The sequence below is a fragment of the Streptomyces sp. NPDC048636 genome, from assembly GCF_040650655.1.
Classification (GTDB): Bacteria; Actinomycetota; Actinomycetes; order Streptomycetales; family Streptomycetaceae; genus Streptomyces.
Genome location: NZ_JBEZHR010000009.1, coordinates 18,629 through 43,414 on the forward strand (window position 1 = coordinate 18,629; position 24,786 = coordinate 43,414).

Below are 24,786 nucleotides of genomic sequence, written 5' to 3' on the forward strand. Positions count from 1 at the left end.
CCTCCGGCCCGTCCCGGCCCCGCCGCCGGTCCCGCCCCAGGTCCCCGCCCGGGTCCCGCCGCCGGTCCGCGGCGGACGTCCGCCGTCCCCGGTCGGCCGGGGCCGGTGACGGCAGGTACCGGACATGATCGGAGATACGTGTGTCGTGGGACGTTCACCGTGGGCCCACAGCGGCGAAGATGGGTGCATGGGATTCCACGTGGACTCCGAGGCCGGGCGGCTGCGCCGTGTCATCCTGCACCGCCCCGACCTGGAGCTGAAGCGGCTCACACCGTCCAACAAGGACGCTCTGCTCTTCGACGACGTCCTCTGGGTGCGGCGGGCGCGTCAGGAGCACGACGGCTTCGCGGACGTGCTGCGCGACCGCGGTGTCGAGGTCCATCTCTTCGGCGATCTGCTGACCGAGAGCCTTGAGGTTCCCCAGGCGCGGTCGCTGGTGCTGGACCGGGTCTTCGACGAGAAGGAGTACGGTCCGCTCGTCACCGACCATCTGCGCGCCGCCTTCGACGAGCTGACCGCCCCCGAGCTGACCGAGGCGCTGATCGGCGGCATGACCAAGCGGGAGTACCTGGCACGGTATCCGGAGCCGGTATCGGTCCGGTTCCACGCGATGGACGCCGACGACTTCCTCGTCAATCCGCTGCCCAACCACCTCTTCACCCGGGACGCCTCCGCGTGGGTCTACGACGGGGTCTCGATCAACGCGATGCGCTGGCCCGCCCGCTGGCACGAGACGGTGCACTACGAGGCCGTCTACCGCCACCACCCGCTCTTCGCCGACGAGGACTTCCACATCTGGTCGGAGGGGCAGGCGGCCTACCCCTCGACCATCGAGGGTGGCGATGTGCTGGTGATCGGCAAGGGCGCGGTGCTGATCGGGATGAGTGAGCGCACCACACCGCAGGCGGTGGAGATGATCGCGCACCGGCTCTTCGCGACCGGTTCGGCCCGCACCATCGTGGCCCTGGACATGCCCAAGGGCCGTGCCTTCATGCATCTGGACACCGTGATGACGATGGTCGACGGGGACACCTTCACCCAGTACGCGGGGCTCGGGATGCTCCGCTCCTACACCATCGAACCGGGCGCGGGCAGCCATGAGCTCAAGGTGACCGACCATCCGCCGGAGCATATGCACCGCGCGATAGCGGCCGCGCTCGGGCTGGATGCCATCCGGGTGCTCACCGCCACCCAGGACGTCCACGCCGCGGAGCGCGAGCAGTGGGACGACGGCTGCAACGTCCTCGCGGTCGAGCCGGGCGTCGTGGTCGCCTACGAGCGGAACGCGACGACCAACACCTTCCTGCGCAAGCGCGGGATCGAGGTCATCGACATCCCCGGCAGCGAGCTGGGCCGGGGCCGGGGCGGGCCGCGGTGTATGAGCTGTCCCGTCCAGCGGGACCCCGTGGAAGGCTAGGCGGCGGACCGGTGACGGATCGACGAAGGACCCCCTTCCGTATATATGCAGTCCTTCGTATATGCTTCCATGGTTCCTGGCAGTGGCACCGCCGCCGCAGCCGTGTTCCACCGTGACCGAGGAGCCCACCCCATGGCGATTGACCTCACCGGGCGCCATTTTCTCAAGGAGCTGGACTTCACCGCCGACGAGTTCCGCCGGCTGGTCGGCCTGGCCGCCGAGCTGAAGGCGGCCAAGCGCGCGGGCGCGGAGGTGCGGCGGCTCCAGGGCAAGAACATCGCCCTGGTCTTCGAGAAGACCTCGACCCGCACCCGCTGCGCCTTCGAGGTCGCGGCGGCCGACCAGGGCGCCACGACGACCTATCTGGATCCGGTCGGCTCACAGATCGGGCACAAGGAGTCGGTCAAGGACACGGCGCGGGTGCTGGGCCGGATGTTCGACGCCATCGAGTACCGCGGTCACGGGCAGGGTGTCGTCGAGGAGCTGGCCGCCCACGCCGGGGTGCCGGTCTACAACGGCCTCACCGACGAGTGGCACCCCACCCAGATGCTCGCCGATGTGCTCACCATGACCGAGCACAGCGCCAAGCCGCTCGGCGGGATCGCCTTCGCCTACCTCGGCGACGCCCGCTACAACATGGGCAACTCCTACCTCGTCACGGGCGCCCTGCTGGGCATGGACGTACGGATCGTGGCGCCCCGGCTGCTCTGGCCGGACAACACCATCGTGGAGCTGGCCCGTCAGCTGGCCGCCGCCTCCGGGGCCCGGGTCGAGCTCACCGAGGACGTCGAGGAGGGTGTGCGCGGGGCGGACTTCGTCGCCACCGATGTGTGGGTGTCGATGGGGGAGCCCAAGGAGGTGTGGGACGAGCGGATAGCGCTGCTGGGCCCGTACGCGGTGACGATGGACGTGCTGCGCGCGACCGGCAATGACGCGGTGAAGTTCCTGCACTGTCTCCCGGCCTTCCACGACCTGGGCACCGATGTGGGCCGGGAGATCCACGAGCGGCACGGGCTGACCTCGCTGGAGGTCACCGAGGAGGTCTTCGAGTCCGAGCACTCCGTCGTCTTCGACGAGGCGGAGAACCGGATGCACACCATCAAGGCGGTGCTGGTCGCCACGCTCGGCACGCCCTGACACCCCCGGCCCGGACGGTCGGCGGGGCGGTCAGTGGCTCCGGGGCGGGAGGGTGAACCAGACGGCCTTGCCGAAGTCGGTCGGCCGGTAGCCCGCGTCCGCGCTCAGGGTGCGGATCAGCAGCAGTCCGCGGCCGCGCTCGGCCAGGCTCGGTGAGCCGTCGGGGTGGTCGGAGAGCTCGGCGCCGCCGGGTCTCCTGGGGCCCTCGGGGCGGCCCGGGCCGTCGAACCCGCCGGGCGGGGTCGGGTCCTGGTCGTGCACCTCGACCTGCCAGCCGCCGGTCGGTACCAGCTCCACCACCAGCTCTATCGGCTCGTCGCCGTCGGTGTGCTGTACGGCGTTGGCGACCAGCTCGGCCGTCAGCAGCTCCGCCGTGTCCCCGTCCACCGGGGCACCGATGTCCGCCAGGGTGTTACGGATCAGCGCACGGGCCAGCGGTACGGCGGCCGTCGTGTGCGGCAGTGCGAACCGCCACGTGGCGGCACGGAGGGGTTCGGGCAACGTCCTGGTCCAGTCGTCAGCGGAGCCTTTCGGCCGGGTACGGCAGTCCCCCCGGGTGGGTCCGGGGGGAGAACTACCGCAGCCCTTGACGGTATGAAGCGGACGATAGTGCCGGAAGGGACCGTGGACCACTCTTGCCGGGACTTATGACCTGACGGATCTCGTCCGCCCGGTGTTGGCTTATCGCGTACTCGTGACGACAGTCATGATGCGGTGATAGCTTCAACTGGCAGGCAGCAGCTGTCAGGCCGAAGGAGGCCAGGGTCCATGAGTCCGTTCACCGGCTCCGCGTCCCGCACCGAGAAGTGGCGCCATCTGCGCCTCACGCTCGATGACGGCGTGGCGAACGTCACGCTCGCCCGCCCCGAGAAACTCAACGCGCTCACCTTCGGCGCGTACGCCGATCTCCGCGACCTCCTCACCGAGCTGGCGCGCGAGGGCTCCGTACGGGCCCTGGTGCTCGGCGGCGAGGGCCGCGGCTTCTGCTCCGGCGGCGATGTCGACGACATCATCGGCGCCACCCTCGCCATGGACACCCGGCAGATCCTGGACTTCAACCGGATGACCGGACAGGTGGTGCGCGCCCTGCGGGAGTGCCCCTTCCCCGTGGTCGCCGCGGTGCACGGGGCCGCGGCGGGGGCCGGGGCCGTCCTCGCGCTCGCCGCCGACTTCCGGGTCGCCGACCCCACCGCGCGCTTCTCCTTCCTCTTCACCAAGGTCGGACTCTCCGGTGGCGACATGGGCGCCGCGTATCTGCTGCCGCGCGTCGTCGGGCTCGGCCACGCCACCCGGCTGCTGATGCTCGGCGAACCGGTGCGCGCCGCCGAGGCCGAGCGCATCGGGCTGATCAGCGTGATGACGGACGAGGGGGAGGCGCAGTCGCGTGCCGAGGCGCTGGCCCGGCGGCTCGCCGACGGGCCCTCGCTCGCCCTCGCCCAGACCAAGGCGCTGCTCACCGCCGAGCTGGACATGCCGCTCGCCGCGTCGATCGAGATGGACGCGGCGACCCAGGCGCTGCTGATGAACGGCGCGGACTACGCCGAGTTCCATTCCGCGTTCACCGCCCGCCGCGAGCCCCGGTGGCAGGGCCGGTGACGGCCGGACGGCCGGCCCGGATCGCCATCGTCGGCGGCGGGCCCGCCGGTCTGTACGCGGCGGTGCTGCTGGCCCGGCTGGACCCCCGCCGCGAGATCACCGTCTGGGAGCGCAACGCGCCGGACCGGACCTTCGGCTTCGGCGTGGTCCTCTCCGACGAGACCCTCGGCGGGATCGAGCACGCCGATCCGACCGTCCACACCGCGCTGCGCCGGGAGTTCGTCCGCTGGGACGACATCGACATCGTCCACCGCGGCCGGATGCTCACCTCCGGCGGCCACGGCTTCGCCGCCCTCGGCAGACGAAGGCTGCTGGAGATCCTCCACCAGCGCTGCCGCGACCTCGGCGTACGGCTCCACTTCCGGACCGCGGCGCCGTCCGCCGCGTCCCTCGCCCGTACCCACGACCTGGTGATCGCCGCGGACGGGGTGCACAGCGCCACCCGTCAGGCCCACGCCGACGCCTTCGGCCCGCGGCTCACCACCCACCGCTGCCGCTATATCTGGCTCGCCGCCGACTTCGCCCTCGACGCCTTCCGGTTCGAGACCGCCGAGACCGAGCACGGCGTCCTGCAACTCCACGGCTATCCCTACTCGCCCGATTCCAGCACCGTCATCGTCGAGGCCCGGGAGGAGGTGTGGCGCCGGGCCGGGCTGGACCACCGCACCGAGCAGGAGTCCACGGACTTCTGCGCCAAGCTCTTCGCCGACGCCCTCGGCGGACGCCCGCTGCGCGGCAACGGCTCGCAGTGGACCGCGTTCCGCACCGTGGTCAACGAGCGCTGGTCGTACGGCAATACGGTGCTGCTCGGCGACGCCGCCCACACCGCGCACTTCTCCATCGGCTCGGGCACCAAACTGGCCGTCGAGGACGCCCTCGCGCTCGCCGCCTGCCTCCAGGAGCACCCCGCGCTGCCCGACGCGCTCGCCGCGTACGAGGCCGAGCGGCGCCCCGTCGTGGAGTCCACCCAGCGGGCGGCCCACGCCAGTCTGGAGTGGTTCGAGAATCTGGCGCTCTATCTCGACCAGCCGCCACGGCAGTTCGCGTTCAACCTGCTCACCCGCAGCCGCCGGGTCACCCATGACAATCTGCGGCTGCGCGACACCGGTTTCGTCTCCGCGGTCGAGCGGGAGGCGGAGGTGCCCGAGGGCACACCTCCCATGTTCACCCCCTTCCGGCTGCGCGGACTCACCCTGCGCAACCGCGTGGTGGTGTCCCCGATGGACATGTACTCCGCGCAGGACGGCACGCCCGGCGACTTCCACCTCGTCCACCTCGGCGGGCGCGCCCTGGGCGGCGCGGGGCTGGTCATGACCGAGATGGTGTGCGTGAGCCCCGAGGGCCGGATCACCCCCGGCTGCGCCGGGCTCTACGAGGACGCTCATGAGACGGCCTGGCGCCGGGTGGTGGACTTCGCGCATACGCAGTCCCCGGGCGTTGCCGTCGGCGTCCAGCTCGGCCACAGCGGCCGCAAGGGCTCCACCCGGCTGATGTGGGACGGTATCGACGATCCGCTGCCGGACGGCAACTGGCCGCTGGTGGCCGCCTCACCGCTGCCGTACCGCCCCGGGATCAGCCAGATACCGACGGCCCTGGACACCGCGGGACTCGCCGCCGTCCGCGATCAGTTCGTACACGCCGCCGAACGGGCCGCCCGCGCCGGATTCGACCTTCTCGAACTCCACTGCGCCCATGGCTATCTGCTCTCCGGCTTCCTCTCCCCGCTGACCAACCGGCGTACCGACGGCTACGGCGGCTCCCTCCGGGCCCGGCTGCGCTATCCGCTGGAGGTCTTCGACGCCGTCCGCGCCGTATGGCCCCGCGAATCCCCCATGACGGTGCGGATATCCGCCACGGACTGGGCCGACGGCGGCACCACCGCCGAGGACGCGGTGACCATCGCGGCGGCCTTCGCCGCCCATGGCGCCGACGCCGTCGATGTCTCCACCGGCCAGGTCGTCGCCCATGAGCGCCCCGACTTCGGCCGCTCCTACCAGACCCCGTTCGCCGACCGTATCCGCAACGAGCTCGGTGTCCCCGTCATCGCCGTCGGCGCCATCTCCTCCTGGGACGACGTCAACTCCCTGATCCTGGCGGGCCGCGCCGATCTGTGCGCCCTGGCCCGCCCCCATCTCTACGACCCCCACTGGACTCTGCACGCGGCGGCCGAGCAGGAGTACACCGGGCCCGGGGCGCCCTGGCCGCTGCCGTACCGGGCGGGCAGCCGGAAGCCGCCGACCGGGCGGACGGACGGGCCCAAGCCCCGGCTGGCGCTGGAGCATCCGGTGGCGGGCCCCGCCTAGGCCGTACCGGTCAGCGCCGCCCGCGCGTACCGGGCGCCGGTGTCCCGCAGCAGCTCGTCCAGGCGCGCGAAGACCTCGGCGGCGCGCACCCCGGGCCAGTCCTCGGGCAGCAGCGCGGCGGGCAGTCCGGGGTCGGCGTAGGGCAGCAGCCGCCAGGAGTCCAGGGCCAGCAGATGGTCGTGGTAGGCCGACTCGGCGTCCTCGGGCGACGGGCCGCGCTCGCTCCAGCGGTGCAGCACCGGTTCATGGTCGGTGAGGAACGCGCGGTGCAGGGCGGCCAGTTCATCCAGATCCCACCAGCGGCGCACCGCCTCCGAAGTGGGGGTGAAACCGGCGTGGGCACCGCGGAAGAGGTCCACGTACGGCGAGAGGCCGAGCCGCTGGAGGGTATGCCGGGTCTCGTCGTAGAGCCGGTCCGGGGCGATCCAGACGCCCGGCGCGGCGGCGCCGAAGCCCAGCCGGGAGAGCCGGGAACGCAGCAGATGCCGCTTGTGGCGCTCCTGTTCGGGCACCGAGAAGACGGCGAGCAACCAGTCGCCCTCGGTGGTGTCCGCCTCGGGGCCGCCGTAGATGCGCCGGTCGCCGTCGTGCAGCAGCTGCCGGGCATCGGCGGAAAGCGAGTATCCGGCGGCCCCGGCGGCCGTGCGGTCGGCGACCAGAAGGCCGCGCCGCTTGAGCCGGGAGACCGCCGAGCGCACCGACGGCGGATCCACGCCCACCGCGCCCATCAGCCGGATCAGCGCGGCGATCGGCACCGGCCCGGCGGGGCGGTCGGCGCTGCCGCGCCCGTAGGCGCCGTAGTAGCTGACGATCAGGGAGCGCGGGGTGTGCTGGCCGGTCACGCGCTTACTGTAGAGCGCCCTCGCGCAGCCGGTAGCGCTGGAGCTTGCCGGTGGCCGTGCGCGGGAGGGCGGTCAGGAAGACGAAGACGCGCGGGCACTTGTACGGCGTGAGCTCCGCGGTGGTGAACTCCTTCAGCGCGGTGACGGTCTCCTCGGTGCCGGGCACCCCCGGCCGCAGTACGACATGGGCGACGACCACCATGCCCCGGGTGGCGTCCGGCCGCCCGGTGACCGCGGCCTCCACCACATCGGGGTGGCGCAGCAGGGCGTCCTCGACCTCCGGGCCCGCGATGTTGTACCCGGCAGAGATGATCATGTCGTCGGCGCGGGCCACATAGCGGAAGTAGCCATCCGGTTCCCGGACATAGGTGTCCCCGGTGAGGTTCCAGCCGTCGCGGACGTACTCCCGCTGCCGGTCGTCCGCCAGATAGCGGCAGCCGGTCGGTCCGCGCACCGCGAGCAGCCCCGGTTCACCGTCCGGCACCGGGCGCAGCGCGCTGTCCACCACCCGCGCCTCGAAACCCGGCACCGGAACGCCGGTGGTGCCGGGGCGGATCGCGTCGTCGGCGGCGGAGATGAAGATATGCAGCAGTTCGGTGGCGCCGATGCCGTTGATGATCCGCAGACCGGTGGTCCGGTGCCAGTCGTCCCAGGTGGCCGCGGGCAGGTTCTCCCCGGCGGAGACACAGCGGCGCAGCGAGGAGATGTCGAACGCGTCCGGGGTGCCGTCGATCTTGCCCAGCATCGCGCGGTAGGCGGTGGGCGCGGTGAACAGCACCGAGACCCGGTGGCGCCCTATGTCGGTCAGCAGCCGCTCGGGCCCGCCCCAGTCGGCGAGCAGTGCCGACGCCCCGGCGCGCAGCGGGAAGACGACAAGACCGCCGAGGCCGAAGGTGAACCCCAGCGGTGGGCTGCCCGCGAAGACATCGTCGGGGGTGGGCCGCAGCACCTGGGCCGAGAAGGTGTCCGCGATGGCCAGCACATCGCGGTGGAAGTGCATACAGCCCTTGGGGCGTCCGGTCGTTCCGGAGGTGAAGGCGATCAGCGCGACATCGTCGGCGGAGGTGGCCACCGCCTCGTACCCCGCGGGTGCCCCGGCGGCCAGCTGGATCAGATCGTCGGGGCCGTCACCGCCGAAGCGGGTGGTGCGCAGGTCGGGGACGCCGGCCCGCTCCAGCTCCTCGGCGCAGCGGACATCGCACAGGGCGTGCCGTATCCGGGCTATCTCACAGATGGTCGCCAGCTCGCGGGAGCGCTGGGCGGCCAGTACGGTCACCGCGACCGCGCCCGCCTTCATCACCGCCAGCCAGCAGGCGGCCAGCCAGGGGGTGGTGGGGCCGCGCAGCAGCACCCGGTTTCCGGGGACCACACCGAGGGTGGTGGTGAGGGTGTGAGCGACGCGGTCGACATGGCCGCGCAGTTCGCCGTAGGTCCATACCTCGCCGCGGCCGCCGCGCAGGGCGGGCCGGTCGGGGCCGTACCGCTCCAGGGTCCGGTCCAGCAGCTCCGTCCCGCAGTTGAGCCGGTCGGGGGTGCGCGGCCCGGGCGGATCGAGCAGCAGCTCGGGCCACTGGTCCGGGGGCGGGAGATGGTCGCGGGCGAAGGTGTCGGTGTGACCCGACGGTCTGAGCTCCATCGTGGAGGCCCCCTCTGCCTGCCGGGATCCGCCTGACCGGATTGTCTGCCGCATGGCTGCCTGAAGTCGCTGAGTCAGCGTAACGTGATGGTGACGACAGTCAATATGCCGCGATAAGAGTTGTGGTGAGGGAGGGTGCATCGTGTCGTCTTTCGCACTGGACCCGGAGCGGCGCCACTGGTGCGCACGGCTGCGCACACTGGCCCGCGACCGGCTGCGTCCCCTCGCGGAGGGCGGGACGCCCGGCCGCCTGAACCGTCCGCTGACCGCCGCGCTCGGTGAATACGGGCTGCTGCGGCGGCTGTTCCCGGCCGGAGCGCCGGTCCGGGCGCTCGATCTGTGCCTGCTGCGCGAATCGCTCGCCATGGAGTGCACGGAGGCCGAGACCGCGCTCGCCCTCCAGGGGCTCGGCGCCTATCCGATCGTGCTGTCCGGGACCGAGAAGCAGCACGCCCGCTGGATGCCCGGGGTGCGGGAGGGGCAGGTGGTGGCCGCCTTCGCGCTGAGCGAGCCGCAGGCCGGTTCCGACGCCGCGGCGCTGACGCTACGGGCCGAGCGGGACGGCCCCGGCGGCTGGCGGCTGACCGGGGAGAAGTGCTGGATCTCCAACGCCCCCGAAGCCGACTTCACCGTGGTGTTCGCCCGCACCACCGAGGACGCGGGCGCCCGCGGGGTCACCGCCTTCCTGGTGCCCGCCGACCGCCCAGGACTCGGCGGTGAGCCGCTGGAGATGCTCAGCCCGCACCCCATCGGCCGTCTGGTCTTCGACGGTGTCCCGGTCACGACGGAGGATGTGCTCGGCGAACCCGACGCGGGCTTCGGCGTCGCCATGCGCACCCTCAACCTGATGCGGCCGAGCGTGGGCGCGTTCGCGGTCGGCATGGCCCAGGCGGCGCTGGACGCGGCGGTGGCGCACGCCGAGCGCCGCACCGCCTTCGGCGGGCCGCTGAAGGACCTCCAGTCCGTCGCCCACCAGCTCGCCGAGATGGCCACCCGTACCGAGGCCGCCCGGCTGCTGGTCTACGCGGCGGCGAGCGCCTACGACGACGAGGCGCCCGATATCGCCCGCCGCGCGGCCATGGCCAAGCTGCTGGCGACCGAGACCGCCCAGTTCGTCGTGGACACCGCCGTGCAGATCCATGGCGCGTGTGCCCTGCAACGCGGCCATCTGCTCGAACACCTCTACCGGGAGGTCCGCGCCCCACGTATCTACGAGGGCGCCACCGAGGTCCAGCGCACCATCATCGCGAAGGAGTTGTACCGGTGACGGAACCGACCGGGGCCGTATCGCGCCTCAACCCCGCCGAATTGGCCCCGCCCACCGGCTTCAGCCACGCCGTCACGGCGCTGGGCGGACGGCTGGTGTTCCTGGCCGGGCAGACCGCGCTGGACGGTGCCGGGAAGATCGTCGGTGACGCCCTGCCCGCCCAGTTCCGGCAGGGGCTGACCAATCTGCTCACCGCGCTGGCGGCGGCGGGCGGCGCCCCCGCCGACCTCGCCCGGCTGACCGTGTACGCCACCGATGTCGCGGACTACCGCGCCCATGCCCCCGAACTCGGCCGGATCTGGCGGGAGATGGCGGGCCGTGACTATCCGGCGATGGCGGTCGTCGGCATCGTCCGCCTCTGGGACGAGGAGGCGCTGGTGGAGCTGGACGGAATCGCCGTCCTGCCCTAGCCCCGGCTCCGGCTTGCTTTGTTATTCCGTAATAACGTAATCTCCGGGTCATGGCTTCCGACTCGCTACAGCGGCGGATCGACGCGCTCGAGGAGCGGGTGGCGCGGCTCGAGTCCGCGCCGGACGCCCCCCGGGACACGCGGTCCACGTCCTGGGAGGACACGTTCTGGGCGCTCGAAGGGCTGCGCCGTCGGCTCACCGGCCGTGGCGAGGTGCTGTTCACGGGTTCGCTCGAGCTGCCCACCGGTGAGCGCTACGAGTGGCAGCAGGGCGCCCTCACGGACGGACTGCTCGCCGCCGACTGGGCCGAGCACGCCGCGTCGTACGCCGCGCTGGGACATCCGGTGCGGCTCACCCTGCTGCGCGCGGTGCTGCGGGGCACCCGGTCCGCGGCCGAGCTCCAGGAGGTGGCCGGGCTGAACACCACGGGTCAGCTCTACCACCACCTGAAGCAGCTCACGGCCACCGGCTGGCTCCAGGCCGAGGGCCGTGGTCACTACCACGTGCCCGCGGGCCGGGTGGTGCCGCTGCTGGTGCTGGTGTCGGCCGTGGTGCCGTCAGGAAGCCACCAGGAAACGGAATGACGGGGGAGTACCTGATGAATCGAAGGACCTTTCTGATGACCGCGACCGCCACCGCCACCGGTGCGTCGATCGCGGGCGCGTCGGTCGCGGGCGCGGCCCCGCTGCCCGGCACCGCCAAGGCGGCCGCCGGACCGGCCGCGCGGGTGCGGCGCGCCCTGGACGAGGCACTGGACTCGGGCGCCCCGGGCGCGGTGTGCGGGATCATCCAGCACGGCCGCGGCTATGTCGCGGGCGCGGGCAGGCTCCGGGCCCGGGGCGGACACGCGGTGGAGCCGGACGGCAGGACGGTGTTCCAGCTCGGCTCGATCGGCAAGACGCTCACCGCCACCGCGCTCGCCCGCGCCGTCCACGCGGGCACCACCCGCCTCGACACGCCGCTGACCCTGCCCGCCCGGTTCCCCGTCCCCCACAAGGGCGGCCGCCGGATCACCCTGGCCGATCTGGCCACCCACAGCTCCGGTCTGCCCTCGCTGCCGCCGAACCTCTTCACCGGCGCCGATCCCTACGACCCCTACGCCCACTACACCCTCGACGACTTGGCCCACGGGCTGGCCAAGACCGAGCTCGCGACCGTACCGGGGAAGACCTACGCCTACTCCAACCTCGGCTTCGGACTGCTCGGCCAGGCGCTGGCCTTCGACGACGTGGACGCGATGCTGCGGCGCCGGGTGACCGGACCGCTGCGGCTGCGGGACACCAGGACGACCCTGACGGCCGATATGGCGGCCCGCAAGGCCGTCGGCCACCTCGAGGGGAAGCCCGTACCGGACTGGCGCGACCCGGTGCTCAGCGGCGCGGGCACCTCCATGTACAGCACCGCCGACGACATGCTGCGCTACCTCGGCGCCCAACTCCACCCGGAGCGCTCACCGTTCGGCGACGCCATCGAGCTGACCCAGCGCCCGCGCTTCACCGCCGGCGAGGGCCTCCGCCTGGGCCTCGGCTGGCATCTCTCCCCCCTGCCCGGCGGCCGCACCATGACCTGGCACAACGGCGGCACCGGCGGCTTCAGCAGCTGTGCGGCGTTCAGCCGGGCCAGCGGTACGGCGGTGGTGATGATGGTGAACACCGCCAGTGAGGAGACCGAGGAGGCGGCCCGCCCGGTCGACGCCCTCACCACGAAGCTGCTGCGCGAACTCGACGCGGCCTGACCCCCGAACACCCCCGGCCGGCCGCCCGCACACGGGGGCGGGCGGCCAGCCGGGGGACACCTCCGGGCTCCGGTCAGATATCGCGGAAGGTCTCGATCTGGGCGCCGATGGAGTTCAGCCGCTCCGCGAGGTCCTCGTAACCGCGGTTGATGACATAGACGTTGCGCAGCACCGAGGTGCCGGGCGCGGCCATCATCGCCAGCAGTACCACCACCGCGGGGCGCAGTGCGGGCGGGCACATCATCTCGGCGGCGCGCCAGCGGGTGGGGCCCTCGACCAGGACCCGGTGCGGGTCGAGCAGTTTGACGTGGGCGCCCAGCCGGTTGAGCTCTGTCAGATAGATGGCGCGGTTGTCGTAGACCCAGTCGTGGATCAGCGTCGAGCCCTGGGCGGCGGCCGCGATGGCGGCGAAGAAGGGCACGTTGTCGATGTTGACGCCCGGGAACGGCATCGGGTGGATCTTGTCGATGGGGGCCTGGAGTTTGGACGGGCGGACCGTCAGATCGACCAGCCGGGTGCGGCCGTTGTCCGCCGGGTACTCGGCGGAGCGCTCGTGGTCCAGGCCCATCTCCTCCAGGATGGCCAGCTCGATCTCCAGGAACTCCACCGGCACCCGGCGGATGGTGAGCTCGGACTCCGTCACCACGGCGGCGGCCAGCAGGCTCATCGCCTCCACCGGGTCCTCGGAGGGGGCGTAGTCCACGTCCCGGTCGATATCGCTGACCCCGTGCACGGTGAGGGTGGTGGTGCCCACGCCCTCGACCTTGACCCCCAACTCCTCCAGGAAGAAGCACAGGTCCTGGACCATGTAGTTGGAGGAGGCGTTGCGGATCACGGTGACGCCGTTGTGCCGGGCGGCGGCCAGCAGCGCGTTCTCGGTGACGGTGTCGCCGCGTTCGGTCAGCACGATGGCGCGGCCGGGGGAGACCGAACGGTCGACCTGTGCGTGGTACATCCCGTCGGTGGCGGTCACTTCGAGGCCGAACGGGCGCAGTGCGGTCATATGGGGCTGCACGGTGCGGGTGCCGAGGTCGCAGCCGCCCGCGTAGGGGATCCGGAAGCGGTCCAGCCGGTGCAGCAGCGGGCCGAGGAACATGATGACGCTGCGTGTCCGGCGGGCGGCCTCGGTGTCCATGGTGGCGAGGTCGAGCTCGGCGGGCGGCACAATCTCCAAGTCGGCCCCGTCGTTGATCCAGCGGGTGCGGACGCCGATGCTGCCGAGCACTTCGAGGATGCGGTAGACCTCCTCGATCCGGGCGACCCTGCGCAGCGTCGTACGGCCGGAGTTGAGGAGCGAGGCGCACAACAGCGCCACACAGGCGTTCTTGCTCGTCTTGACGTCGATGGCGCCGGAGAGTTGGCGACCGCCCACCACTCGCAGATGCATCGGACCGGCGTAGCCCAGAGAGACGATCTCGCTGTCCAGGGCCTCCCCGATCCTGGCGATCATCTCAAGACTGATGTTCTGATTCCCCCGCTCGATACGGTTGACCGCGCTCTGGCTGGTGCCGAGCGCCTCGGCAAGCTGTGACTGGGTCCAGCCTCGGTGCTGTCGGGCGTCACGGATGAGCTTGCCGATACGTGAGAGATAGTCGTCAGTCATACCTTCGAGGCTATCTCAGATATGAGATGCGCATGCGACTGGCGAGGTGGGTGAGCCATTGTCTGTCCAGCCGAAAGTTGTTCTACTAATATGCGAACAAGGAGGGTCGCCATGAGCCGTTCCGCGGGCCGCGCGATTGTCGTCGTCGCGCCGTTTCTGCTGGCCTGGGGCGGTGTGCCGGGCATGTTCGCCGTGCCGGCCGACCGGCTGCCCTCTCCGCTCGCCACCCCCTTCGGCGCCTCCGGGCACGCCGACGGATTCACCGGTCCGGGTGCCTTCCTCTCAGTGGTGTCCGCCCTCCTCCTCGTCCCCGGAGCGGTCGCCGGAGGGCTCGCCTTCCGCTCCCGCACACCGCTCGGGGCGCAGCGGGCGCGGGTCGCCGTCGCTCCGGGCGGGCGGGGCTGACATGCTCTTCCGCGTCGACCCCGGATCCTCCGTCCCGCTCGGCGACCAGATCGCCGCCTCGGTGCGCGGCGCCATCGCCGACGGCGCCGTACGCCCCGGCGAGCGGCTGCCCGCCGCCCGCGCGCTCGCCAACTCCCTCGGCGTCAATATGCATACGGTCCTGCGCGGCTATCGGCGGCTCCGCGAAGAGCGCCTGATCGAACTGCGCCGCGGGCGTGGCGCGGTGGTCACCGCGGACCAGTCACCCGGCCGGGCCCGGCTCCTGGCGGGCATCCAGGCCCTGGTGACCGAGGCGCGTGCGCTGGGCCTCTCCGACGCCGAAGTCCTCTCCCTGGTCAGCGCCCGCCTCACGAACAGCTGACCCCCGTGCGCCGCCCTCGCGCGGCCGGTCGTTCGCGTGGTGCGTCCGTCGTTCCGGCGTGGCCATGTGCCGTTCCACGGCGGGTGGCTGCCGGTGCGCTGCCGCCGCGTGCCCGCGCATGTACGCCGCCGCGCGCCGGTCCCGCGCAGTGCCTGGCGCGGCCGCCGTGCCCCGGCGGATACCGCCGCGCGCCCGCGTGCCGCGGATGCCGTCGCCCGGCCCGCGTGGCGGCGGGCGGCGGGTGGTCATGCGTACCGCTTGCCGTCTCCCGTTACCAGGGCGGCCAGGGAGCGGGCCGGGCCGTCCACGGCTGGGCCGTGGAGGAGTTCGGTCCGGTGGGTCAGACGGGGGGCGATCAGGGGGACCGTGACGATGCCGGGTACGCCCTCGGCGGCGGTGTGCGGGACCAGGGCCAGGCCGTGGCCCGCGGCGACCAGCGTCAACAGGCCCCGCACGTCGGTGCCCTGGTACGTCGGCCCGGCGCGGAAGCCGCCGGTGCGGCCCAGGGCGCGCAGCCGGACCAGCGGCATCGCGGTGTCCGGGGCGTCCAGCCAGCGGCTGTCGGCGAGGTCGGCCAGCCGGAGTCCGAGCCGTCGGGCCAGCGGATGGCCGAGCGGCAGCGGTACGACGAGGGGGCTCTCGGCGACCGCGACCGCGGTGAGCCCTCCGGCGGCGGGTGGCGGCAGCGGATCGGACGGGGCGGCCGGGCCGTCCACCAGGCCCAGGTCCAGCACCCCGCGCGCCACCGCGGCCGGGACCTCCTGGCGGCCCAGGATCCGCACGGTGGTCCGCACACCGGGGTGGATCTCGCGCAGTCGCTCCAGCGCCGCCGCAATCCGCGGGGCGAGGGCCAGCGGTGAGGTGCCGAGCGTCAGCCGGGTCGCCCCGGACCCGCCCAGCCGCTCGACCTCGGCGCGGGCCGCGTCCAGCCGCAGCAGCAGCGGACCGGCGTGCTCCAGCAGCCGGGCCCCCGCCGTGGTGAGCGTCACCGGCTGCCGGGTCAGCAGCGGGGCGCGCAGATCCGCCTCCAGCGTCGCGATGTGCCGGGACACCGCCGACGGGGTGGACCCCAGTTCGTGGGCGGCCTCGGAGAAGGACCCGCAGCGGGCCACGGAGACGAACGTACGGAGCAGGTGCGGATCCATGGGGAGCAGTATCGCGGCGGCCACGGGCGGCCGGGTGCGGAACTCGAAGCCGTCCGGCGCGAGTTCGGGCGGCCCGGTCCGGCACCCGCGCGTCACCACGCGTCACCGGACGTCACAAGCGGAACCGTCCGCTCACCACGGCGACCAGGGTGGTCCCGGTCCGGCCAGTTCCGACCGGCACCGGACGCCATCGGACGTCGCCGACGTCACAGGCGTCGCTCCGGGGCTGCTCCGACACATGCGTACGCCGCCGCGACCTGCGGCGGATCCATCCGGCGACCACCCGTTCCGGTGAACGCGCCACACCGGATGACACCGCATGACACCCCCCGGCGGAAGGCCAGAGCTGACCGCGCGGGGGCGATGTACTAGAGTTATCTCGACATCGAGATATCTGCTGGAGGTGCACCGCCTTCCGCCGTGCCGGGTAAGGGTTACCTAACTAAGCCCTACCTTAGCGGATGAGTGCGGGCAGGCAACGGCAGCATTGCGGTGGTACGCGCGAATTCATGCATGAAGGAGACTGTCGTGTCGGCGAACAGCTTCGACGCCCGCAGCACCTTGCAGGTGGGCGACGAGTCGTACGAGATCTTCAGGCTGGACAAGGTGGAGGGTTCCGCCCGCCTGCCGTACAGCCTGAAGGTGCTGCTGGAGAACCTGCTCCGCACCGAGGACGGCGCGAACATCACCGCCGACCACATCCGCGCGCTGGGCGGCTGGGACTCCCAGGCCCAGCCCAGCCGGGAGATCCAGTTCACGCCTGCCCGCGTGATCATGCAGGACTTCACCGGTGTGCCCTGTGTCGTGGACCTGGCCACCATGCGTGAGGCCGTCAAGGAGCTCGGCGGCGACCCGGCGAAGATCAACCCGCTGGCCCCGGCCGAGCTGGTCATCGACCACTCCGTCATCGCCGACCGCTTCGGCACCCCGGAGGCCTTCAGCCAGAACGTGGAGCTGGAGTACGGGCGCAACAAGGAGCGCTACCAGTTCCTGCGCTGGGGCCAGACCGCCTTCGACGAGTTCAAGGTCGTCCCGCCCGGCACCGGCATCGTCCACCAGGTGAACATCGAGCATCTGGCCCGCACCGTCATGGTCCGCGGCGGCCAGGCGTACCCGGACACCCTCGTCGGCACCGACTCCCACACCACCATGGTCAACGGCCTCGGGGTGCTGGGCTGGGGCGTCGGCGGTATCGAGGCCGAGGCCGCGATGCTGGGCCAGCCGGTCTCGATGCTCATCCCGCGCGTCGTCGGCTTCAAGCTCACCGGCCAGCTGCCGACCGGCACCACCGCCACCGACCTGGTGCTCACCATCACCGAGATGCTGCGCAAGCACGGTGTGGTCGGCAAGTTCGTGGAGTTCTACGGCGAGGGCGTCTCCGCCGTCCCGCTCGCCAACCGCGCCACCATCGGCAACATGTCGCCGGAGTTCGGCTCCACCGCCGCGATGTTCCCGATCGACGGCGAGACGATCAACTACCTGAAGCTCACCGGCCGCAGCGCCCAGCAGCTCGCGCTCGTCGAGGCGTACGCCAAGGAGCAGGGTCTGTGGCTGGACCCGGCCGCCGAGCCGGACTTCTCCGAGAAGCTGGAGCTCGACCTGTCGACGGTCGTCCCGTCGATCGCCGGCCCCAAGCGCCCGCAGGACCGCATCGTGCTGGCCGAGGCCGCCGAGAAGTTCGCCCAGGACGTCCGCGCCTACGCCTCCGCCGCCGACCTGGACGAGGCGGGCGTCGAGTCCTTCCCGGCCTCCGACGCCCCGGCCGTCACCAACGGCGTGCCGACCAAGCCGACCCCGGTGATCGCCCCCGACGGCAGCCAGTACGAGATCGACCACGGCGCCGTCACCGTCGCCGCGATCACCTCGTGCACCAACACCTCCAACCCGTACGTCATGGTCGCCGCCGCGCTGGTGGCCAAGAAGGCGGTGGAGAAGGGCCTGACCCGCAAGCCGTGGGTCAAGACCACCCTGGCCCCCGGGTCCAAGGTCGTCATGGACTACTACGACCGCGCCGGGCTCACCCCGTACCTCGACAAGCTGGGCTTCAACCTCGTCGGCTACGGCTGCACCACCTGCATCGGCAACTCCGGCCCGCTGCCGGAGGAGGTCTCCAAGGCCGTCAACGACGCCGACCTCGCCGTCACCTCGGTGCTCTCCGGCAACCGGAACTTCGAGGGCCGGATCAACCCGGACGTCAAGATGAACTACCTGGCGTCCCCGCCGCTGGTCGTCGCGTACGCCATCGCGGGCTCCATGAAGGTGGACATCACCAAGGACGCCATCGGTGTCGACCAGGACGGCAACCCGGTCCACCTGGCGGACATCTGGCCCTCCGAGAAGGAGGTCGAGGAGGTCGTCGCCTCCGCGATCGGCCAGGAGATGTTCAATACCAGCTACGCCGACGTCTTCGCCGGTGACGCCCAGTGGCAGGCGCTGCCGGTGCCGACCGGCAACACCTTCGAATGGGACCCGCAGTCCACCTACGTCCGCAAGCCCCCGTACTTCGAGGGCCTGACCATGGACCCGGCCCCGGTCGAGGACGTACGCGGCGCCCGGGTGCTGGCCAAGCTGGGCGACTCGGTCACCACCGACCACATCTCCCCGGCCGGTGCGATCAAGGCCGACACCCCGGCCGGCACGTACCTCACCGAGCACGGCGTCGAGCGGCGTGACTTCAACTCCTACGGTTCCCGCCGGGGCAACCACGAGGTCATGATCCGCGGCACCTTCGCCAACATCCGGCTGCGGAACCAGATCGCGCCCGGCACCGAGGGCGGCTTCACCCGCGACTTCACGCGGGAGGGCGAAGAGGGAGGCGCGCCGGTCTCCTTCATCTACGACGCCTCGCAGAACTACCAGGCCGCCGGTATCCCGCTGGTCATCCTGGCGGGCAAGGAGTACGGCTCCGGCTCCTCCCGCGACTGGGCGGCCAAGGGCACCGCGCTGCTCGGCGTCAAGGCCGTCATCGCCGAGTCCTACGAGCGCATCCACCGCTCGAACCTCATCGGCATGGGTGTTCTGCCGCTCCAGTTCCCCGAGGGCGCCTCGGCGCTCTCGCTGGGCCTGACCGGCGAGGAGACCTTCGAGATCACCGGCGTCACCGCGCTCAACGACGGTGGCATCCCGGAGACCGTCAAGGTCAAGGCCGATGGTGTGGAGTTCGACGCCAAGGTGCGCATCGACACCCCCGGCGAGGCGGACTACTACCGCAACGGCGGCATCATGCAGTACGTGCTGCGCTCGCTGATCCGCAAGTAACCACGCGGCTTCCAGCGGCGGTCGGGACGGGCCGCACCCCCACGCGGGGTGCGGCCCGTCCGCGTACCGGCCCCTACCGGGTCACAGGAAGGTCCCCGAGGGGATGTACGGCGCCGGGGGCGGCATCCCGCGCAGACAGACATAGCCGCCGGTGGACAGCTCCAGACCGGCCTCCAGACCCACGTCCACCGCCCACTGCTGCTCGGCGGTCAGCGCCGGGACGCGGGCGTCGGCACCCTCCGGCAGACACAGCAGCGCCGCCGTCAGCAGCCGCTTCGCCAGCCGCCGCGAGGTCGCCGCCACCATCTCGACCTTGCCGTCCTCGCCCACGTAGCAGTAGCCACTGCCCGCCAGGTCGTCCACCACCAGCAACCGCCGCTGGAACAGGAGCAGTTCATGGTCGACACCATGGGCGCCGCCCCGGATCCGGCGGTCCACCGAGTCCAGCAGATCCCGGTGGCGGGCCACCCCCTCGTGCACCGCGCCGTCGGGCGGGGTCAGCCGCGCCTTGGTCTCCGGCCCGACGGTGCCGCGCAGCCGCATCGCCGGATGCAGCGCGAACCCCGCCCGCCGGTAGGTGGCCACCGCGCGCGGATCCTCGGAGCCGCAGATGATCCCGCGCAGGCACCCCCGTCCGTACAGCAGTGCCGCGGCGAGCAACTCCCGGCCGACGCCCTGCCGCTGGGCCGTCGGCAGCACGGCGAACATCGACAGCCCCCAGGTGCCCTCGCGGCGGGTGGACAGCGCGGCCCCCAGGGGCACCCCGTCGTCGTCCACGGCGAGCCAGCAGCCGCCCGGATCGCTGCGGGCGAGATGCCGGTTCCGGTCGTGCACCTCGGCGATGTACTCCGGTGGCCAGCCCTCCGGGCCGAGTGCGGCCGCGTCGCCGAACGCGGCCGAGACCACCTCCCACACCGCCTCGGCGTCCTCGTCGGTGTCGTGCAACTGGCGGAGGATCATCTCTCCATCCTGCCCAATCGGCGGCCGGAACGGCCACGATGACGGGCGGCGGAAGCCCCGTGTCCGCCGGAGCCGGGGCCCACGTCCTCGCGGGCCCCGGCTCCGGCGCGTTCAGCCGAGCAGTTCGACCTCCGCGAGGGTGGCCTTGCCGTCGGCCACCAGGCGGTAGTGGCCGTACGAGCCGGGCGCGCGTATCGAGAAGGCCCGGGTCTGCCGGTCCCAGGCGAAGGACTGGTCCGAGCGCCGGTCGAGATCCTTCCAGTGCGCGCCGTCGGCCGAGCCCTGGAGCACCCAGCCGGACGGCGCCTCGGCCCGGTCCGACGAGGTCAGGGTGTACTGCGTGGCCCGGCCCCGGTCCTTGACCGGAAGCTCCACCGAGGTGAAGGACGCGTCGGTGCCGGAGGTGTTGTCCAGCAGCGCCGTGCCACCGCTGGGCACCGTCAGATCGCCGCGCGGTGCGGGCACCTTGTCGTCCCGGGTGATGGAGGAGGGAGCCGCGTTCTTCCCCGTGCCCCAGCGCGAAGGCTCCGGACCCATGGTGAACTCCAGCGTGCCGCCCCGGGCGAGGAGCCGGTGCGGGAGCGCGGTGGAGTGCCAGGGCTTGCCGTTCACCCTCAGACCCTGGACGTAGACATTCGCCGCGCTGTTGCGGGGCGCCCTGACCACCAGATCGCGGCCGTTGTCCAGATGGACCGTGGCCTTGGTGAACAGCGGGGAGCCGACCGCGTACTCCGAGCCGCCCATCACCAGCGGATAGAAGCCCAGCGCGCTGAAGACGTACCAGGCGGACTGCTCACCGTTGTCCTCGTCGCCGTGGTAGCCCTGCCCGATCTCGCTGCCGGTGTAGAGCCGGGAGAGCACCTCGCGCACGGTCCGCTGGGTCTTCCAGGGCTGTCCCGCCGCGTCGTACATATAGGCGGCGTGGTGGGCGACCTGGTTGCTGTGGCCGTACATGCCCATGCGGACGTCCCGCGCCTCGGTCATCTCGTGGATGACACCGCCGTAGGACCCGGCGAAGTCGGGTGAGGCGGTCTCCGGGGTGGTGAAGTAGGTGTCCAGCTTCTTCGCGAGCCCGGACCGGCCGCCGTAGAGATTGGCCAGGCCCCGGCTGTCCTGGGGCGCGGTGAAGGCGTAGCCCCAGCCGTTGGTCTCGGTGTAGTCGTAGCCCCACACCCGGGGGTCGTACTTCGCGGAGGGCAGCCGCCACTTCCCGTCGGCGTCCCGGCCCTGGAAGAACCCGGCCCCGGAATCGAAGAGGTGGACATAGCTCCGGGCGCGGTTCAGGAAGTACTCCGACTCCTCCTTGTAGCGCGGCTTCTTGGTCTTGGCGTAGAGCGCCTTGCCCATCTTCGCGAGGCCGAAGTCGTTGACATAGCCCTCCAGCGCCCAGGACAGCCCCTCATGGGTCTCGGTGCTGGTGTAGCCGAGGAAGACCGAGGTGGCCAGGCCCTTGCGGCCGACGCCGGGGGAGGGCGGGACGGTGGTCGCGTTCTTCACCGCCGCCTCGTACGCGGCCTCCCCGTCGAGGCCGACGCCCTTGAGGTAGGCGTCCGCGAAGGCCACGTCCGAGCTGGTGCCGGTCATCAGGTCGGCGTAGCCGGGGGAGGACCAGCGGGATATCCAGCCGCCGTCCTTGTACTGCTGGACGAAGCCGTCGGCGAGCTCCGCCGCCCGGCGTGGGGTGAGCAGGGAGTAGGCGGGCCAGGTGGTGCGGTAGGTGTCCCAGAAGCCGTTGTTGACATAGACCTTGCCGTCGACGATCTTGGCGCCGGTCCGGGTCGGGGTGTTCTCACCGGTGGGCTCGGAGAACGGGCTGGCGTACCGGTACCGCGGCTTCCGGACGGTCCCGGTGTTCTCATGGGCGGAGTTGGGATACAGATACAGCCGGTAGAGGCTGGAGTAGAGGGTGGTCAGCTGGTCGGGGTCGGCCCCCTCGACCTCGATCACCCCCAGTACCCGGTCCCACGCCCGCTGCGCGTCCCGCTCGACCCGGGCGAAGGAGGCCGAGGCCGGGATCTCCCGCTCCAGGTTGGTCTTCGCCTGGTCGACGCCGATGAGCGAGGTGGCCAGCCGCAGGGTGACGGTGCGGTCCTTGCCGGGGGCGAAGCGGAAGTAGCCGGTGACGTCCTTGCCACCGCCGCCGGGCAGTCTGCCGCTCGCGGTCACGGGTGCGTCGAAGACGCCGTAGACGAACATCCGGGTGGCGCCGGTGGACAGTCCGCTCTTCACGTCGGAGTAGCCGCTGACCACCCCGTGCTCGGCGTCGAGCGTCAGCCCGCCGTCCCCGGTGACATTGTCGAAGAGGACGCTCGCCTGGTCGCCGGGGTAGCTGAAGCGCATCATCGCCGCGTGGTCGGTGGGCGCGATCCTCGTCTTCAGCCCGTTCTCGAAGGTCACCCCGTAGGCGTACGGCCGGGCGGTCTCGCGCTCATGGCGGAAGGGAAGCGCGCGGGCGGTCCGGGAGGCGTCGGGCACTCCGGAGGCGGTGGACGGCATCAGCTGGAAGGTCTGCCGGTCGCCCATCCAGGGGCTGGGCTCATGGCTGGTGCCGAACGCCTGGATGGTGGGCAGGTTGTCGGCGTTGTTGGCGCGGGCGTACTGGTAGAGCCAGTCGGTGGAGCCCGCGCTGGTCACCGGCGTCCAGAAGTTGAAGCCGTTCGGCACGGCGGTGGCGGGGAAGGTGTTGCCGCGTGAGAAGGAGCCGCTGGAGTTGGTGCCGCGGGTGGTCACGGCGTAGTCGGACAGATGGGCCGGGGGTTTCCCGGGTTTTTGGGCGGCCAGCGAGATGTCGTCCACCCACCCCTGGAACCGCGCCGGGCCCTTGGGGGAGTCGTAGGCCACCAGGATCCGGTCGACCGTCCGGCCCGCGGCGACCGCGCCGAGCCGCGACTGCTTGTGGTTCCACTGGTTGACGTAGAGGGTCTTGGAGGCCGCCTGGCCCCCGGGGCTCATCCGGGCGCCGTGCTGGTCCACCGCACCGGCCAGTTCGCTGAGGTAGCTGCCGTCGGTGAAGGCGAGGTCGACCGAGACATGGGTGGCCGGATAGCTGAGATCGGTCTCCGGCATCGAGGGGAAGATCCGGTAGGAGAGCACGGTGTTCCGGGTGATGGCCGTGTTCACGTCGAAGACCTTGTTGTACGAGTACGCCCGGCCGTCCGGTTTATGGGTGCCCGCGTAGCGCAGGGCGTGGGTGCCGGTGAAGCCCGCGCGGGCCTTGGCGGTGGGGGACCCGGTGGGGCCGCGGTCCACCTGGCTGCGCATAGCGGAGGGGGCGGGCGGGGCGGTGCCGCCGTCCGCCAACTGCACCTCGGCGAGCTGGATGAGGTCGTCCCCGGCGTTGCGGGTGATCTCCAGCCTGAAGTGCCGGTAGCCGGTGGCGTTGTCGAAGCCGAAGGTGCGGGTCTGCTGGCGGGAGCCGAAGCTCTCGTCCTCGCGGCTGTCCAGCGTGGTCCAGTCGGAGCCGTCGGCGGAACCCTTGAGGGTCCAGTCCTTCGGGTCCCGGCCGGGCGCGTCATTGGCGGAGGTGAGGGCGTAGCGGACGGCCTTGACCGGTTGGCTCAGATCGAATTCCAGCCAGGCGGTCTTCTTGAACACCAGCCATTTGCTGGTGAGCTCACCGTCGACCAGGTTCTCCTTGGTCTCCCCGGAGGACTCGTTCTCCCCGCTGGCCCGGACCTCGGTGACCTTGTCGGTGACATTGCCGGGGATACCGGAGACGTAGCCACCGTCGACACCGGACGCCTTCTTCTTCCCGTCGGGGCCGGTCTCGACCGTATCGCGCCAGACCGGCTGGGGATCGTCCGGTTCGAAGGACGAGGCGAACGTCCGGTCGGCACGGTCCGCGGTGTCCGGGGCGCGGGGTATGGCGGCCGCCGTACCCTGCGCCGTGACCGTCAGCAGAACGGCGGCCAGCAGGGCGGCCGTTCGTCCGGTTCTCCGCCGTCGCGGTGGTCGTCCCTGTCGCATGCTTCGCCTCTCCATGCGTCTGACAACGTTGTCAAGTGTCAAGGTGCGTTGCGCAGAGATAAGTAGGACGGCCGGGGGAGGGCGGTGTCAAGAACGCGGCGGGGATCGGATCCGGCGGGAAGCGGAGCGGCCGGACGGGCCCACGCACCGCGGACCGTACGCCCGTTGGGGGGTACGGCCCGCGGCCATCGGGGTGATTCGGAAGCGCGGTCAGTCGGCCGAGTCGGACTTGGTGCCCAGCGAGAGCCGGCACTTCTTCGCCTTCTTGGCGCTGTCCGCCTCGAGCGCGATGACCTTGATGGTCTTGTCGGAGTCGCCCGACACCGCGGCGTCGGACTTGCTGCCGGTGGTCACCACCTTGCCGGCGTCATCGACGAAGCCGACCAGCAGGGTGTAGTAGGCGGTGGTGGAGCTCGAGTTACTGATCTTGATGTTGGCGTAGGGCTTGCCGTCCGAACCCCAGCCGCAGGTGCCCATCTTGGCGTCCGAGGTGACCAGGGAGGATCCGCCGGTGGGTGGTGGGGTCGTGGGCTCTTCGGTGGGCTCTTCGGTGGGCTCGACGGGGAGCTGGGCCATGCCCTTGCCTATCGCCGCGCCGCCCTTGGTGTCTCCGGCCGGCGAGCCGCCACCGTCGGAGCCGCACCCCGCGGTCAGAGCGAGTGTCGCGGCCACGACAACGCTGGTGGTCAAGGGGAGCTGCTTCCGGGGCACGGGAACCGCCTCTCGAGTGATCATGCGCACGGCG

Annotated in this window: 19 protein-coding genes; 11 read left to right on the forward strand and 8 right to left on the reverse strand. The window is 71.6% G+C overall.

Annotation, left to right across the window (positions count from 1 at the left end; translation table 11 throughout):
- The first annotated feature begins 187 nt into the window (after positions 1–187).
- Both AB0C66_RS23620 and argF read left to right on the forward strand, forming a co-directional pair.
- Positions 188–1,417, forward strand: a complete 1,230-nt coding sequence (locus AB0C66_RS23620) for an arginine deiminase (RefSeq protein ID WP_362441926.1) — start codon at positions 188–190, stop codon at positions 1,415–1,417.
- 132 nt (positions 1,418–1,549) lie between these two features.
- Positions 1,550–2,554 (forward strand): ornithine carbamoyltransferase, encoded by a 1,005-nt coding sequence (gene argF / locus AB0C66_RS23625; protein WP_362441929.1) that lies wholly within the window; start codon positions 1,550–1,552, stop codon positions 2,552–2,554.
- 30 nt (positions 2,555–2,584) lie between these two features.
- Here argF and AB0C66_RS23630 read toward each other — a convergent pair whose 3' ends face one another.
- Positions 2,585–3,055, reverse strand: coding sequence for an ATP-binding protein (locus AB0C66_RS23630; protein ID WP_362441932.1), 471 nt, complete (start codon positions 3,053–3,055; stop codon positions 2,585–2,587).
- Between the two features lie 267 nt (positions 3,056–3,322).
- Here AB0C66_RS23630 and AB0C66_RS23635 point away from each other — a divergent pair, with 267 nt between their 5' ends.
- Positions 3,323–4,150, forward strand: coding sequence for an enoyl-CoA hydratase family protein (locus AB0C66_RS23635; protein ID WP_362441935.1), 828 nt, complete (start codon positions 3,323–3,325; stop codon positions 4,148–4,150).
- On the forward strand, positions 4,147–6,453 hold the full coding sequence (locus tag AB0C66_RS23640) for a bifunctional salicylyl-CoA 5-hydroxylase/oxidoreductase (protein ID WP_362441938.1): 2,307 nt from the start codon (positions 4,147–4,149) through the stop codon (positions 6,451–6,453). The genes AB0C66_RS23635 and AB0C66_RS23640 overlap by 4 nt, the downstream gene beginning before the upstream one ends.
- Here AB0C66_RS23640 and AB0C66_RS23645 read toward each other — a convergent pair.
- Together AB0C66_RS23645 and AB0C66_RS23650 are read right to left on the reverse strand one after the other, a co-directional pair.
- Positions 6,450–7,295, reverse strand: a complete 846-nt coding sequence (locus AB0C66_RS23645) for a PaaX family transcriptional regulator C-terminal domain-containing protein (protein WP_362441941.1) — start codon at positions 7,293–7,295, stop codon at positions 6,450–6,452. The genes AB0C66_RS23640 and AB0C66_RS23645 overlap by 4 nt on opposite strands.
- Positions 7,296–7,299: 4 nt before the next feature.
- Positions 7,300–8,931, reverse strand: a complete 1,632-nt coding sequence (locus AB0C66_RS23650) for an AMP-binding protein (RefSeq protein ID WP_362441944.1) — start codon at positions 8,929–8,931, stop codon at positions 7,300–7,302.
- A gap of 142 nt (positions 8,932–9,073) precedes the next feature.
- Here AB0C66_RS23650 and AB0C66_RS23655 point away from each other — a divergent pair, with 142 nt between their 5' ends.
- Genes AB0C66_RS23655 through AB0C66_RS23670 form a run of 4 tightly spaced genes read left to right on the forward strand, consistent with a single transcriptional unit; the run spans position 9,074 to position 12,343 of the window.
- Entirely contained in the window at positions 9,074–10,198 is a 1,125-nt protein-coding gene (locus AB0C66_RS23655; protein ID WP_362441947.1) for an acyl-CoA dehydrogenase family protein, read from the forward strand.
- Entirely contained in the window at positions 10,195–10,608 is a 414-nt protein-coding gene (locus AB0C66_RS23660; RefSeq protein ID WP_362441950.1) for a RidA family protein, read from the forward strand. The genes AB0C66_RS23655 and AB0C66_RS23660 overlap by 4 nt, the downstream gene beginning before the upstream one ends.
- A 50-nt stretch (positions 10,609–10,658) precedes the next feature.
- Entirely contained in the window at positions 10,659–11,192 is a 534-nt protein-coding gene (locus AB0C66_RS23665) for a helix-turn-helix domain-containing protein (protein WP_362441953.1), read from the forward strand.
- A 35-nt stretch (positions 11,193–11,227) separates the two neighbouring features.
- Positions 11,228–12,343 (forward strand): serine hydrolase domain-containing protein, encoded by a 1,116-nt coding sequence (locus AB0C66_RS23670; RefSeq protein WP_362441956.1) that lies wholly within the window; start codon positions 11,228–11,230, stop codon positions 12,341–12,343.
- A gap of 73 nt (positions 12,344–12,416) precedes the next feature.
- On the opposite strand, the gene AB0C66_RS23675 is transcribed toward AB0C66_RS23670, so the two are convergent.
- A complete protein-coding gene (locus tag AB0C66_RS23675; RefSeq protein ID WP_362441959.1) occupies positions 12,417–13,946 on the reverse strand; it encodes a UDP-N-acetylglucosamine 1-carboxyvinyltransferase in 1,530 nt (509 codons plus the stop codon).
- A gap of 111 nt (positions 13,947–14,057) precedes the next feature.
- Here AB0C66_RS23675 and AB0C66_RS23680 point away from each other — a divergent pair, with 111 nt between their 5' ends.
- Positions 14,058–14,351, forward strand: coding sequence for a hypothetical protein (locus AB0C66_RS23680; RefSeq protein WP_362441962.1), 294 nt, complete (start codon positions 14,058–14,060; stop codon positions 14,349–14,351).
- Position 14,352: 1 nt separating this feature from the next.
- A complete protein-coding gene (locus tag AB0C66_RS23685; protein WP_362441965.1) occupies positions 14,353–14,712 on the forward strand; it encodes a GntR family transcriptional regulator in 360 nt (119 codons plus the stop codon).
- Between the two features lie 245 nt (positions 14,713–14,957).
- Here AB0C66_RS23685 and AB0C66_RS23690 read toward each other — a convergent pair whose 3' ends face one another.
- Complete coding sequence (locus AB0C66_RS23690; protein WP_362441968.1) at positions 14,958–15,857, reverse strand: LysR family transcriptional regulator; 900 nt, start codon at positions 15,855–15,857, stop codon at positions 14,958–14,960.
- A 528-nt stretch (positions 15,858–16,385) separates the two neighbouring features.
- Here AB0C66_RS23690 and acnA point away from each other — a divergent pair.
- Positions 16,386–19,115, forward strand: coding sequence for an aconitate hydratase AcnA (gene acnA, locus AB0C66_RS23695; RefSeq protein ID WP_362441971.1), 2,730 nt, complete (start codon positions 16,386–16,388; stop codon positions 19,113–19,115).
- Between the two features lie 81 nt (positions 19,116–19,196).
- Here the strand turns inward: acnA and AB0C66_RS23700 are convergent, their stop codons facing one another.
- The 3 genes from AB0C66_RS23700 to AB0C66_RS23710 all read right to left on the reverse strand — a co-directional run bounded on the left by AB0C66_RS23700 (position 19,197) and on the right by AB0C66_RS23710 (position 24,731).
- Positions 19,197–20,075 carry a GNAT family N-acetyltransferase gene (locus AB0C66_RS23700; RefSeq protein ID WP_362441974.1) on the reverse strand — a complete coding sequence of 293 codons (879 nt, stop codon included), beginning with the start codon at positions 20,073–20,075 and terminating at the stop codon, positions 19,197–19,199.
- A gap of 111 nt (positions 20,076–20,186) precedes the next feature.
- Positions 20,187–24,041, reverse strand: a complete 3,855-nt coding sequence (locus tag AB0C66_RS23705; protein WP_362441977.1) for a GH92 family glycosyl hydrolase — start codon at positions 24,039–24,041, stop codon at positions 20,187–20,189.
- Between the two features lie 210 nt (positions 24,042–24,251).
- The gene (locus AB0C66_RS23710) at positions 24,252–24,731 is read right to left on the reverse strand and encodes a hypothetical protein (RefSeq protein WP_362441979.1); all 480 of its coding nucleotides are present in this window, start codon (positions 24,729–24,731) and stop codon (positions 24,252–24,254) included.
- Positions 24,732–24,786 lie beyond the last annotated feature (55 nt).